Origin of the sequence: Sulfurimonas sp. HSL3-2 (assembly GCF_039645965.1) — a bacterium.
In the GTDB taxonomy this organism is placed as follows: Bacteria; Campylobacterota; Campylobacteria; order Campylobacterales; family Sulfurimonadaceae; genus Hydrocurvibacter; species Hydrocurvibacter mobilis.
This window is the reverse complement of the sequence record NZ_CP147917.1, coordinates 627923-641361: the sequence shown is the minus strand read 5'-3', so window position 1 is coordinate 641361 and position 13439 is coordinate 627923. Positions and strand designations below refer to the sequence as shown.

Annotated in this window: 12 protein-coding genes; 7 read left to right on the top strand and 5 right to left on the bottom strand. The window is 38.6% G+C overall.

Going from position 1 to position 13439, the window contains the following annotated elements:
• The first annotated feature begins 70 nt into the window (after positions 1-70).
• A complete protein-coding gene (locus WCX87_RS03310; RefSeq protein ID WP_345980621.1) occupies positions 71-382 on the top strand; it encodes an NGG1p interacting factor NIF3 in 312 nt (103 codons plus the stop codon).
• Positions 383-409: 27 nt separating this feature from the next.
• Positions 410-2410 (top strand): NACHT domain-containing protein, encoded by a 2001-nt coding sequence (locus WCX87_RS03305; RefSeq protein WP_345980620.1) that lies wholly within the window; start codon positions 410-412, stop codon positions 2408-2410.
• A gap of 242 nt (positions 2411-2652) precedes the next feature.
• Here WCX87_RS03305 and zupT read toward each other — a convergent pair whose 3' ends face one another.
• Entirely contained in the window at positions 2653-3498 is an 846-nt protein-coding gene (gene zupT / locus WCX87_RS03300; RefSeq protein WP_345980619.1) for a zinc transporter ZupT, read from the bottom strand.
• A 123-nt stretch (positions 3499-3621) separates the two neighbouring features.
• On the opposite strand from zupT, the gene WCX87_RS03295 reads away from it, so the two are divergent.
• Complete coding sequence (locus WCX87_RS03295; RefSeq protein ID WP_345980618.1) at positions 3622-3759, top strand: hypothetical protein; 138 nt, start codon at positions 3622-3624, stop codon at positions 3757-3759.
• Between the two features lie 81 nt (positions 3760-3840).
• Here the strand turns inward: WCX87_RS03295 and purL are convergent, their stop codons facing one another.
• From purL to WCX87_RS03275, 4 genes are all read right to left on the bottom strand, one after another.
• On the bottom strand, positions 3841-6054 hold the full coding sequence (gene purL / locus WCX87_RS03290; protein WP_345980617.1) for a phosphoribosylformylglycinamidine synthase subunit PurL: 2214 nt from the start codon (positions 6052-6054) through the stop codon (positions 3841-3843).
• A gap of 85 nt (positions 6055-6139) precedes the next feature.
• Positions 6140-8056: an EAL domain-containing protein gene (locus WCX87_RS03285; protein WP_345980616.1), complete on the bottom strand. Its 1917-nt coding sequence runs from the start codon at positions 8054-8056 to the stop codon at positions 6140-6142.
• Positions 8057-8122: 66 nt separating this feature from the next.
• Entirely contained in the window at positions 8123-8647 is a 525-nt protein-coding gene (gene greA, locus WCX87_RS03280; RefSeq protein ID WP_345980615.1) for a transcription elongation factor GreA, read from the bottom strand.
• Between the two features lies 1 nt (position 8648).
• Complete coding sequence (locus WCX87_RS03275) at positions 8649-8981, bottom strand: hypothetical protein (protein ID WP_345980614.1); 333 nt, start codon at positions 8979-8981, stop codon at positions 8649-8651.
• A 170-nt stretch (positions 8982-9151) separates the two neighbouring features.
• Here WCX87_RS03275 and WCX87_RS03270 point away from each other — a divergent pair, with 170 nt between their 5' ends.
• From WCX87_RS03270 to WCX87_RS03255, 4 genes are all read left to right on the top strand, one after another.
• Complete coding sequence (locus tag WCX87_RS03270; protein ID WP_345980613.1) at positions 9152-9955, top strand: HDOD domain-containing protein; 804 nt, start codon at positions 9152-9154, stop codon at positions 9953-9955.
• A 3-nt stretch (positions 9956-9958) separates the two neighbouring features.
• A complete protein-coding gene (locus tag WCX87_RS03265; protein ID WP_345980612.1) occupies positions 9959-11899 on the top strand; it encodes a ribonuclease R family protein in 1941 nt (646 codons plus the stop codon).
• Between the two features lie 7 nt (positions 11900-11906).
• On the top strand, positions 11907-12872 hold the full coding sequence (gene holA / locus WCX87_RS03260) for a DNA polymerase III subunit delta (protein ID WP_345980611.1): 966 nt from the start codon (positions 11907-11909) through the stop codon (positions 12870-12872).
• 98 nt (positions 12873-12970) lie between these two features.
• A complete protein-coding gene (locus tag WCX87_RS03255; RefSeq protein ID WP_345980610.1) occupies positions 12971-13426 on the top strand; it encodes a CZB domain-containing protein in 456 nt (151 codons plus the stop codon).
• Positions 13427-13439: the final 13 nt, after the last annotated feature.

Sequence of the window (13439 nt, the reverse complement as noted above, 5' to 3'; positions counted from 1 at the left end):
TACCAACTTTTTTATACAGATAAGCTTATTCATGCTAACATATTCCTCTAATCACAAAGGAGGACATCTTATGTACAAACTCAACTTTTTCGTTCCCGCAGAAGACAAAGAGAGAGTAAAGGAAGCGCTTTTCAGTATCGGCGTAGGAAGATACGAAAACTATGAGTGCTGCAGTTTCGAGACTCTGGGACACGGACAGTTCAAACCCGTAAACGGTGCAGATCCGTATATAGGAGAGTTAGACAGACTCGAAGTAGTGGAAGAGTATAAAGTCGAGATGATATGTAAAGATGAGCTCATTAAAAAGGCTTTGGTGGTCTTAAAAAAGGTTCACCCCTATGAAGAGGTGGCTTATGAGGTTTTTAGGATGGAGGAGATTTAATATGATTAAAAGATTGAAAGGATATACATGCATGAAATAGGTGACATTAATTTATTTGGAGAAATAATTGAAAAAAAGCTTGCTAAAGAATTGTTTGATTATGCGTTTAAAAGTATTTCAAATTTTATAAATAGTTCAGGTGGACAACTATCCATTGACAATAAAGAATTAGAATCTTATATTAGTCACCATTTAAATTCTGTAAAAAACTGGTCAGAAGAAATTTCATTTTTTGACTTAAAAAAGGCAAAAAGTACTGATGCGGTCTATGTCCCTTTAAACTTGTATGTTTATCCAACACGAATAAGAATTGAACCTAATGAAACAATAGAAGCAATACCTTTAAACACAGCATTAACATATAGAGAAACGCTTGAAGAAAAGGAAGAAAAAAAGAATAAACAAAAGACGGTAAGCTCAAATAAATCAAGTGATATTGACCAAACTAATAGTCCTAACCATTTTGTCATTTTAGGTCAACCTGGTGCTGGTAAAACTACTACTATGAAATATCTATGTAGAGAACTATTAATTGGAAATGAAAATCTGTTAAAACATAATAATTTTCCAATGCTAATTAGGTTAAGAGAAGTTAATAAAAGACAAAAAATAGATCAACCTGATCAAGAATTGTACAATGAAATTTTATGGTCAAATTTTCATGAAATACTTGGTTTAAAAATTATATATCCAACTGAATTTAATGATAAAAATTCTATTAAACAACGTTCAGCATATAGAAAAAAATTATTAGTAGAAGCTCTTGAATCACTTTCACCATTAATTATTTTAGATGGTTTTGATGAAATTTCTTTTATATCAAGTAAACAAACTGTTCTGAATGAGTTAAAAGAATTAGGTACATTATTGGAAAAGTCTTGTATGATATTAACTTCTCGTTCAAGCGATTTTAAATACAATTTAGATAAATTTCATAATTTTGAGCTCAAGCCACTAGATGATATGCAAATAAAAACATTTGCAAAGAACTGGCTAGTTTCTGAAATTAAGGCAGATGATTTTTTAAAACAACTTTATGATTCTCCATTCAAAGATACTTCAATTAGACCACTTACTATAGCTCATCTTTGCGCAATATATGAACGTAATGAAAAAATACCTGATAAACCTAAAACTGTATATAGAAAAGTTGTTACATTATTAATTAACGAATGGGACGAACAACGATCTATTAATAGAGATTCTGCATATTCACAATTTGAATCTGATAGAAAATTTGAATTTCTTTCTAATTTGGCATATGACCTAACAATTCACGTAAAAAAAACTATCTTTGATACAAATGACTTAAAAAACAGTTATGAAAGAATTTTTGAAAACTTTGATTTGCCAAAAGGGGAAGCAAAAAAAGTAGCAAATGAAATAGAATCACATACAGGACTATTTATAGAAGCAGGATATGATATGTATGAGTTTTCTCATAAATCACTGCAAGAATATCTTACAGCAGAATATATTGTAAAATTACCAGCATTACCAGAAAAAAAAGAAATAATATATTCGCTTGCCAATGAATTAGCTATCGCTACATCAATTTCATCAAATCCAAGTGCTTATTTTTATGAGTTAGTTTTTAATAGGTTGAAAGTTTATAAACAGTTTCCATCGACCTTCATTCAAACTTTTATAAATAGACTTTTAGTAGAAAAACCTGACTTTCATAAATCTTTAGAAGTAGGATGGGCTTTGCTACTATTAAATTCTATGTATTTCGGGCTAACTGAATATGAAAGAGGTCAAAGGTCTCTTTTTATTATTGACACTATGACAAAAGAGTTTGAATATTTGACAAACTTAATTAAAGATAGAGTATCTGAAACAGACATTTTATCGATCTATGATATTGAATTAGTGGACAAAACCTTAGATGGTGAGAATATTTTAAGACTTAAGAAAAGTGATAAATATAATCATAAAGTTTTATCTAAATATTCAGATTTACTTATATCACGTCTTCCAAAACATATAATGATAAAAGAAAATTTAATTAATAACAAAGTTACATAAACGCAAATCAATCAAATTTTTTTGTCAGTTGCGACATCTGCAGAGCCGAAAAATAGGAAAGGAATGACGTGAAGAAAATTCAACTATCTGAACGTAGTGAGCGCCCGAAGGAAGTGCCCTTGGGGTATTTTGAATTTTTAGGAATGGATTTCTTATTGCTCGGGGACTTGACGAAGTCAAGCTCGAAGCCGTTGCAAGAGCTTTTTGGTACTTTTTTGCGGAGAAAAAAGTATGAATCACATCTAAATCAACTTGAAACTAAGAAGACTCAGTGCCATCAACAACATCCCAAGCGTTATTCCTACAATAGCAGTATGTCCATTCCCGTAAACTCTTGCCGCGGGTAAAAGCTCATCAAACGAGATGTATATCATGATGCCCGCGACTACTGCGAAGATGACGGCAAGTGCGCTCTCTCCTAGTAAGGGAAAGAAGATAAAAAAGCCGAGTAGTGCACCTACAGGCTCGGCAAACCCTGAAAGTGTCGCGTACCAAAAAGCTTTTTTTCTGTCTCCCGTTGCATGGTAGATCGGCAGGGAAACAGACATCCCTTCAGGGATATTGTGTATGGCTATTGCCAAGGCTATGGGTATACCGATGCTTAGGCTGTTTAGTGCCGCCATAAACGTCGCAAAGCCCTCGGGAAAATTATGTATGCCTATGGCGACTGCTGTAAAAAGCCCCGTACGTTTCAGTGCCAGATTTGAGTGCTGCTCATGATGATGTTCATCTTTTAGTTCTTGATATTCAGAGTCACGCTTGGGCTCATGCGGATTGACGTCTTCAGGTATCAACCTGTCTATTACCGCGCTGATGACTATCCCTAAAAAAAAGCAGGCGACCGACAAAGCCTCTGCCAAGGTAGGATTTGAGTATATTTTGCCAAAAGCCTCTTTAGAAGCGGGCATGATATCCATGAACGAGACATATATCATCACGCCTGCTGAAAACCCAAGACCCAAAGAAAGTACAAAGTAGTTTTTAGATTTTGAAAAAAATGCCAGTAAAGCGCCTATGCTTGTTGAAAGCCCTGCCAAAACTGTTAGAAGAAATGCGGTAAAAAAACCACTGAGGGTCAAATTTTCCATACGTCAACACCTTTGTGTGTCCATGATACAAAGTATATCACACTTATGGCATGTCATAAAATATGCTAACACTCCGCTAACGTTACACAGTTATACTTCTGCAGTCAAAACAAAGGAGACATTATGAAAAAAATTATATTGACGTTATTGGTAACGGCTGCTTTGGCAGCTTCTGCTTCAGCTCACCATATGGCGGAGTATGAAGATGCAGGTATCTACATCCCAGACTGGTCACCGCATCTTTTGATGGAGTTTTTCTAGTCACAGCCTGCCGTATCTACGGCAACTGTAAACTCTAATAAAGTATTTATTTAAATAGAAAAAGAGTTGTTTAGAGAGGGATTACAGATCGCTCTCTATAACTGTTTTGAATGTATTGAAGAAGTTATCTTGAAGTTCTGCCATAGACATGAAAACATTGTTACATGTAAAGTGTTCTCCGCCTACTGTACCTATCTTCTGACAAGTAAGTTTTGAAGCCATCTCTTCAAACGCTTTAGCGTTCTCAGGTTTTACTTCTATGATAGCGCGTGAGAAACTCTCTGAGAAGATATCTCTCTCATCTGTTACGTCCATACCTGCGTTACATCCAAGACCGCTTACCGCACTCATCTTAGCCAGTGCCATCGCCGCACCGCCTGAGCTACAGTCTTTAGCACACTCAAGCAGACCTTTTTTGTTTGCTTCGATGACTAGGTCCCAAAGTGCAAGTTCTTTTACGTAGTTGATCTCAGGCATTTTTCCTGCAACAACGTTGTAAAGCTCTTTCATGTAAAGAGATCCGCCGAACTCGCTTTTTGTATCCCCTACAAGGTAAAGGATGTTGCCCTCTTTTTGAAAACTTGACATCAACACTTTGTTCTGGTCTTCGTTCACACCTACAGTCGCGATTGACGGTGTAGGGAAAACAGAGATCTTGTCAGTCTCGTTGTAAAGAGAAACGTTTCCGCCGATGACCGGAGTCGTAAGCTCTGCACACGCTTCTTTGATACCTTCACACCCTTGTGCGAACTGCCACATTACTTCAGGGTTCTCAGGGTTTCCGTAGTTTAGACAGTCAGTGATCGCAAGTGGTCTTGCACCTGACATCGCTACGTTTCTTCCGCTCTCGATAACCGCAGCTGCAGCACCGTTTCTCGGGTCAACATAACAGTAACGAACGTTACAGTCAGCACTCATAGCAAGTGCAGCACCGTTTTCTTTTACACGGATAACAGAAGCGTCTAGACTTCCGCCTTTTTTGATCGTGTTCGTCTGTACCATAGAGTCGTACTGCTCATATATCCAAGACTTGTCTACCACTTCCATAGATTTTATAAGTTTAGCAAACGCGTCTTGGTTGCTTACTTTGTCAAAATCGTTCAGTGTCACGTCACGGATCTCGTCTAGGTAAAGAGGACGAGTAGTCGGACGGTCAAGTACCGGTGCTTCTTCACTTACAGGGTCAACAGGAACGTCTGCACATTTTTCTCCGTGCCAGAAAAGCTCCATTCTTCCAGTGTTTGTTACTTCACCTACAACAGCAGCGTCAAGGTCCCATTTTTCAAAGATGTCTATGATCGCTTGTTCACTTCCTTTTTTCGCACAAAGAAGCATACGCTCTTGGCTTTCTGAAAGCATGAACTCATAAGGAGTCATCCCCTCTTCGCGAGCCGGTACTTTGTCAAGGTGCATGATCATACCTGAACCTGAACGTCCAGCCATCTCAAACGAGCTAGAAGTTAGACCTGCCGCACCCATATCCTGGATACCTACGACGTAGTCAGTCTTGAAAAGTTCCAGACAAGCTTCTAGAAGAAGTTTCTCAGTGAACGGGTCACCCACTTGAACAGTCGGACGAAGAGATTTAGACTCCTCTGTAAAACTGTCAGAACTCATAACAGCTCCGCCAAGACCGTCGCGTCCAGTCTTACTTCCTACATAGATAACAGGATTGCCGATACCCTCAGCCTTTCCGTAAAATATCTCATCGCTTTTTGCAAGACCCAAAGTAAACGCGTTGACAAGGATGTTCCCGTTGTAACAATCGTCAAAACTTGTCTCACCACCGATAGTCGGTACACCCATACAGTTACCGTATCCACCGATCCCTTCAACTACACCACGAACCAAAAAACGTTGGTGTGCGCTGACTTTGTCGCCGCGAAGGACATTTCCAAAACGAAGTGCGTTTAGGTTTGCTATAGGACGAGCGCCCATAGTAAAGACGTCACGCATGATCCCGCCCACACCTGTTGCTGCACCTTGGTACGGCTCGATAAAACTCGGGTGGTTGTGTGACTCCATTTTAAATACGGCTGCATATCCGCCGCCGATATCGATGACACCTGCATTTTCTCCCGGACCTTGAATGACCCACGGAGCTTCAGTAGGAAAGCCTCTTAGATATTTTTTAGAAGATTTATAACTACAGTGTTCGCTCCACATCGCTGAGAATATCCCAAGTTCTACCAAGTTTGGTTCACGACCTAAGATCTTTTTGATGTTTGCGTAATCTAGCTGAGAAAGCTTATGCTGAGATAATAATGTATCTATATTTTCAAGTTGTTGGCTCACGTACTGTTCCTAAAGTTTTGGTTTTTAAACGCAGATTATATCTAAATAGTGGTAAAAATTTTATGAAACAAAAAATCTTTTTGATCTATGAATAGTTCAAACCGTCTGTCGGTTCTCCGATGTAATAGCCTTGTATGTAGTCAGCTCCCATCTCTCGTAAAAGCTCCATACTCTCTTTGTCTTCTACAAACTCTGCAATGGTCTTGACTCCCATATCTTTTGCGAAGTTTATGATGGACTGGGTGATGATCTTAGAGTTTCTGTCTGTCAATATATTTCTGACAAGGGAGGAGTCTATCTTGAGGTAATCGATATTAAGCTCTAAGATATGTGCAAAATTGGAGTATCCGCTTCCAAAATCATCCACGGCGATCTTAGATCCGAACTTTTTGACCTGATCGATAAAATCTTTTAAGATCTTATAGTCTTTTACCTCTTCGGTCTCAAGCAGTTCGAAAACGACTTTTTCCGGATGCTTAAACTCTTTGAGATTATCCAAGATATACTGAACGACTGCTCTGTTTGAGATATCTTCCATCGAACAGTTGATGGAGAACTCATAGTCTTTATCTTTAAAAAACTCAAACGTCTTAAAGAGGATCGCTCTTGTTATGTTCGGATACAGCTTTGACTTGATGGCGATATCAATGAATGACAACGGAAGGATCACATTGGAATCATCTTCTACGATCCTTGCTAATGACTCGTACTTCTCTATCTTGTTTGTCTCTAGGTTATAGATCGGCTGGAAATACGGGACTATCTGATTGTTCTTTATCGCCGACTTGATCATGGAAATACCCTTGATATTTTCAGATATATTTTTCTCCATATCCAGAGAGTCATCGTACTCGACCAGATTTTTCTTGCTTGACTTAGCACGCTGCAGAGCCATATCCGCTTTTACCATGATCGGTCTTGCGTTTGTGGCAATACCGCAACTTACGTGTATGATGATCTCCTGATCTTTGATCTCGAACTTTGTCTGCATGAGATCATCGATGATCCCTTTTATATACTTGTGAAAATCATGCGGATCACCGCATGTAGAAGAAAAAACTGCATACTCGTCACTCGGAAGTTTATATACTTTAAACCCTATCTTTGAAGCTAAGTCTTGTAACTTATATGCGACTTGGAGCAGGACTTTATCGGCTATATCGTAACCGTAAAAATCATTTATCTCTTTAAACCTGTCTATATTTATCAGTGCCAGATTTATACATTCGAGTTCATCATACTTGATAACATCTTTTATCAGCTGGTTTCTATTTGGAAGATTTGTCAGATTGTCCGTGACTAAGGAACGTTCCAGCTCTTCCTTCTTCTCTACAAGCTCAGTGATATCTACTCTAGGTGAAAGAAACTCCACGATCTTGTCGTCTTTATCTACGATCGGGATGATAGACACCTTACTGATAAAAGTCGTATTTTTGTCTTTTTTCAGCCCTTTTATAACTGCGGACCACACTTTTTTTGCTTTTATGGTCTTCCACATATCTTCATACATCTCATCAGAGGTCTCCGGATGTCTTATAATGTTATGCGTCTTCCCTATCACTTCATGATAATCAAAGCCTGTTTCTTCCAAAAACTTATCATTTGCATAGGTGATAACACCGTTTTTATCCGTCTTTGTAAGTACAGAACTGCTATCCAGAGCTTGAAGATAACTGCTTAAAAATTTGTTTTGAGAGTCCACTTCCTGTGTACGTTCCAAAAGAGAGTGATTTAAGAATCTATTTGATCTGTTGTATCTTGCAACGAGCAATGACATAACGACAAAGATCACAAAGAGTGACAGTATATCTACGGATGCGGAGTTGTAAAATTTTTCTAAGGAGGATTTTTCATGATCCAAAGAAAGTCTATGCTCATTAACAAATTGATATTCACCGTGAACTGTAGACTTATAGTCGTAGATCAGCCGGCCTACAGTTATGAGAATGAACAGTGCGAAGATATGAAAAATCGTATTTTTAAATAGTTTGTACTCATTCATGTTTACTCATTTTGGTTGAAAAATGTTTCTAAGCAAAAAACCATTTTACCAAAAATAAAGTAAATTTTAATGAAATCCGAAATCTTTCACGGTTCGGATAGACTTTTTAAGGCTAAATATCGGAGTATATGAGATACTCACGACCTCATACTCTTTTTTACCGCCGGGAAGATTTATGATGAACTGATCCTCTTCAGACTTTCCGATCAATGCCTTTGCCAATGGAGAGTGCACAGAGATAAGTCCGTTTTCCGGTTCAGCTTCCAAGACTCCGCATATCGTGTATTTTTCCACTTTGTCATCTGCAAGGTTTTCCACTTCGACAGTAGCACCAAAATGAACGCGGGAATGGTCTAGCGTCGAGGGATCGATGACTACGGCTTTTTCTATCATGGAGTTAAGATAAAAAAGTCTTTTATCGATGTGGCGAAGCTGCTCTTTTGCCGCATGATACTCGGCATTTTCACTTCTGTCGCCTTGAGCAGCGGCGACCTGTTTTTCATGGGTGACGCGAGGTTTTTCGACCTCAAGAAGGTATTTAAACTCTTCTAAAAGAAGATCGTACCCTTCGAGTGTCATCGGTTCTTTCAAATTACAGTTCCTTGCCGAAACCTATAATGTAAAATGTATCTTTTCCATCAACTTTTTTAAGTTCTACTTTAAATTTTTCTTCAAAATGTTTTATCTTTTCCATCGCTTCTTCTCTCAAAGCTTCGTTTGCCGATTCCACTTTTATCTTTAAAAAATCGTTTGAGTTTGACATTGCGATATAGCCGCCGATATGTTTTAGTGAATCGTTCAGATCCATAATATGTTTTTCTATTTTTTCATATCCTGCGGTATTTTGTTTTATACGTCTGTACTGTTCTACTAAAGTCTCGTTCGGCGTATATCCCAGTTGATTTAACATTGCACTTGTCTGCATCTATATTTTCCTTTTCTTTAACTAAAAACGTATTATATAAATTTATGATATAAAATTCATAAAACAGGTTAGTTTTTAGAGATTTTATCATATTTAATTTTAATTTTAATTTTACTTTACGTTTGCTGTAATATAATACTATTAAAATAAACGGTTACAGGATAATATATATGAACGATAGACTACTTCAACAGATAAGACAACTTCCCCCTCTTCCGGAATCTGCAATGCAGATAGAAGCTGTATATCAAAATCCTAACTCGACATTTAACGATATGGTGAAGATCCTAGAAAAAGACCCTCTTTTAACTGCAGACATCTTAAAAGCGGCAAATTCTCCGCTTTACGGGTTCTCACGCGAGATCAATGCGATCAGTCAAGCCGTAGGACTTTTCGGTATGGGTACTGTACGCGGTTTTGCACTTGCGAGTATCGTTAAGAAAAGTTTTCCGTTAGATCTTTCATCATATGGCATCACCAATGCAGAGTTTGCCGAGCTCTCTAAAAAGCAGCATGCACTAGTAACATCTTGGTACATCAAAAAAGATCCGAAACTACTCGGTACACTTTCAGCAGCGGCATTCTTAGTCGAGATCGGCAAGGTATTGATCTCACAATACCTTATCGAAGAAAAACTGCAAGAGAAGTTTAGAGATTCTCTTAAAGAACTTCAAAATGTTGAAGCTGCCGAAATGGAAGTAGCGGGAGTAAATACACCTGAAGTAAGTGCGACTATTTTTACTCACTGGAAATTTGAAGAGAAACTGGTTGAGACGATAAAAAATTGTATGGATCCTGAAAATGCCAGCGATGAGATCAAAAAAGCTGCACAGAGTCTACATGTAGTCCGCGTTGCAGTTCCTATAAACGGAGTTGTTACAGAAGCTAGTATAGAAGAAGCTAAAGCCCTTGTTACCAAATACGGTCTAGATATGGAAAGCTTTGAAAAAGCTATCGAAAATATACTTGCTTAACAATTGAAATCTCTTCTAATACGCCTTACCCTTGGTCTTTACGACCAAGATATAACATCGGAAGAACGCCCGAAAGTAGATGACTGGCTAGCAAAAAGCTACGTAATCAAAGATGGTCTTCAATACAGATTTCACTCAAAATACCGTGCCGGTGAGATAACTTTAGCTCAAAACGGTACCGCTTATCTCAACAGTATCGGACTCAATGTCAAAGATCTTTTTATAGATGACGGCGATCTAGGCGATGCCAAGAACGGTGACCTTGTCATAGCAAAAAGACTGCTTGCAAAACGCGGGACTCCTAGTGCAAAAGTCGTCGAAGTCGTAGGACGTGCACAGACTTACAGCGTTGCTTTTGTCTCATACAAAGAAAACCGCAGATCACTTCTAGATATCAGGACACTGCATCCCGCAGGTGTGATCATGGATGAGAAAGAGCTGGGCAGTTATGATGTTGGTACTGTTTTTAAAGTCGATAATCTGACATCTACGATTATGGAAGTCCTTGGAAACCTTGATGACCCGAAAGTCGATGAGAAGATAGTCTTAGCGCAGTACAACAAGCATGATCAGTTCACAGATGAAGTCATCGCACTGGCAAAATCGTTCGAAGAGGTAGATGCCTCTTTTTACCCTGAAAGAAAAGATCTTCGCGCTCTACCGTTTTGTACCATTGACCCCGTCACTGCAAAAGATTTCGATGATGCTATCTGCTGGGATGAGAAAAATCATATCCTTTATGTCGCCATCGCCGATGTAAGCGAATATGTAAAACCTTTCGGTCCCATAGACGCCGAAGCGATGTACAGAGGTTTTTCTATCTACCTGCCCCACCGCTCTATCCCGATGCTCCCACGTCAGCTGAGTGAGACTCTCTGTTCTTTGCAGCCACATGTGGACAGACTCAGCTATGTCTTTGAACTTCATCTGGACAGAGACACGTTAGAAGTCAGCCATAGCGATGTCTATGAAGCGATCATCCACTCAAAAAGAAGATTTAACTACGAAGAGATCGATGAGTATTTCGAGGGCAGACTACAGCCGAAAAACGATGCAGAAAAAGAGGTCTTAGCCTACATAAATCCTCTTCGTAAAGTAACGGACAGACTAAGAGAAAAACGCTTAAAAGTCGGATTTGACTTCAGGTCTGACGAGATAGAGATGAAACTTGATCAAGCCGGAGAGATCATCTCTACGACTGTGTCAGAAGAGACACCTTCTCACTCACTCATAGAGGATTGTATGCTTTTAGCGAACAAAGCAGCGGCATCGATGTATGAAAGAGGCGTTTTCAGGATCCATGAACCGCCTTCTCAGACAAAGATCCAATCACTTTACAATGAACTCGCAGGTATAGGCATATTTGTCGAACCACAGGAGAACATGAAAGAGACGATCAGTTTTATCCAGAAAAAAGCAAGAGAGATGAACATAGAGTCTGATGTCGACACACTTATCATCCAAGCCCAACGCCGTGCACGTTACTCACCGGACAACCACGGACACTTCGGACTCGGTTTTGAGAAATACACACACTTTACGTCGCCGATCCGCCGTTATTCCGACCTTATCGTTCACAGACTCATAAAAGCGATCAAAGCAAACGATACGGAAGAAGGCTCGTATGTTCTTAGAAACATAGAGTCGCTTACGATCGCAGTAAGTGAGAAAGAGCGTGAAAGTGCGGATGTCGAATTCCGTTTTATGGATAGAAAATATGCACGCTGGGCAGCCAAACATGTAGGTAAGAAGTTTAAAGCGCGCATCGAAGCCACAGACCCGCATCTCATAGCAAAACTTAACGACGAGATAGTCGGGGCGACCTTACATGTAAGATCACAGATCCCTGTGATGCTTTTTGATGACGTGGAAGTGATCATCGAAGAGGTAGATATAGCTACAACGAAGATCAGTACGACAGTAGTACAAAAAATAGCAAAGTAATAACTAGATGTATAAAAAAGAGTTTGACCAACATATAACCAACAACACCCTCTCCAATGCGATCATCCTTTTTGGAGAGAGCCACTTTTTTATAGACAGATATGCAAAGCTGCTCTCAGAGATGGAAGATGCTTCCAAACTAAATATGTACCATGATGAGTATAACTTTGCGACTGCATATGCCCATATGTCACAAGGTTCCCTCTTTGGAGATGCAAATATCCTGCTCATAAAAACAGAGAAAAAAGTCCCAAAAGCCGATCTTGACAAGCTTGTGGAAGTATGTCAAAAAAACCCTACAAACCGTTTTATCTATGCTTACTATGGAAGTGACTACAAGACTTGCGATAAAGCATTTGCCGCAAAAGCCGGCGGGATGAGCGTACGCTTTTTCGAACCTACTCACGGTGAAGCTATCGCTTATATCTCCGATGAAGCTCATAAAGCGGAGATCAAGATGGACAAGTACACCATCAACCATCTTCTGCAGGCTCAAAACAACGACATCTCTCTTGCAACGGCTGAACTGGAAAAGCTAAGACTCTATAATAAAGAGATCAGCACCAAAGATATCGACGAACTTGTATACGGCTTGGCTCAAATAACAATCGAACAACTGATAAACAAGATCCTTATGAAACATGATTTTAAAGAAAGTCTGGAAAAAATACTTGAAAGCGGTGAAGATGAGATAAGGATAATAACCGCGCTTACCGCATTTATAACGCAGCTCTATCTTTTTAACATCTATATACGTGTAAACGGGACACCAAACTCGATCGAGATCCTGGGATACAATCTGCCGCAGTTTATCTTAAAAGAAAAAGCTACATTTTCCTTAAAGTTTAAACCTTCGACATATAAAAATATGTTAGATCTGCTGCTTTCATCAGAACTCAAACTTAAGTCAAGCAATATCGATAAAGAGGCTATACTATTCTCCACACTTATAAGGTTACAAAAGATAATATAAATAATTTTAAGAAATAAACTAGTTTAATACTTTAAAAAATGTTATTATAATATAAGATATAATAACATATTAAAACACAGTTATCACAGGAATTAGATATGGATAAAAATGAAGTTTTAGAACATCTTAGAAATGCAAAAAAAGCCCATTTAAAGTGGCTACAAAGAGCAAGGGCTTTAATATCGAATATTCCCGTTGAGAAAGATGCTATACCGGTTGATTATACCGAGTGTATGTTTGGTCAGTGGTTTTATAGTGACGGGCAGGAGATCGCTCTTATGCCGGGTATGGACTGTGTCGCTGAGATCGGGAAAAAACACCAAGAACTGCATGATGAATATATTAAGATATTCAAAATATATTTTGGTGATGCGGATAAATCATTCTTTTCAAAACTGTTCAATCTAAGAAAGAAAGTCTCTGAAACAGAGCAGGATATTGCAAGAAGATACTACGATAATCTAAAAGATATCTCAGATGAGCTTTTAAAACGTATTGAAAAACTGGAAAGACGCATTAGTGCATTACCTCAAACTGCGTTTGACAGGGACTAAACCACTTAAAAAT

Coding starts and splice junctions, on each gene's coding strand:
- WCX87_RS03285 (WP_345980616.1), bottom strand. CDS start 8,056: ATGAATGAGTACAAACTATTTAAAAATACGATTTTTCATATCTTCGCA.
- zupT (WP_345980619.1), bottom strand. CDS start 3,498: ATGGAAAATTTGACCCTCAGTGGTTTTTTTACCGCATTTCTTCTAACA.
- WCX87_RS03295 (WP_345980618.1), top strand. CDS start 3,622: ATGAAAAAAATTATATTGACGTTATTGGTAACGGCTGCTTTGGCAGCT.
- WCX87_RS03305 (WP_345980620.1), top strand. CDS start 410: ATGCATGAAATAGGTGACATTAATTTATTTGGAGAAATAATTGAAAAA.
- holA (WP_345980611.1), top strand. CDS start 11,907: ATGTATAAAAAAGAGTTTGACCAACATATAACCAACAACACCCTCTCC.
- WCX87_RS03270 (WP_345980613.1), top strand. CDS start 9,152: ATGAACGATAGACTACTTCAACAGATAAGACAACTTCCCCCTCTTCCG.
- WCX87_RS03275 (WP_345980614.1), bottom strand. CDS start 8,981: ATGCAGACAAGTGCAATGTTAAATCAACTGGGATATACGCCGAACGAG.
- WCX87_RS03310 (WP_345980621.1), top strand. CDS start 71: ATGTACAAACTCAACTTTTTCGTTCCCGCAGAAGACAAAGAGAGAGTA.
- WCX87_RS03255 (WP_345980610.1), top strand. CDS start 12,971: ATGGATAAAAATGAAGTTTTAGAACATCTTAGAAATGCAAAAAAAGCC.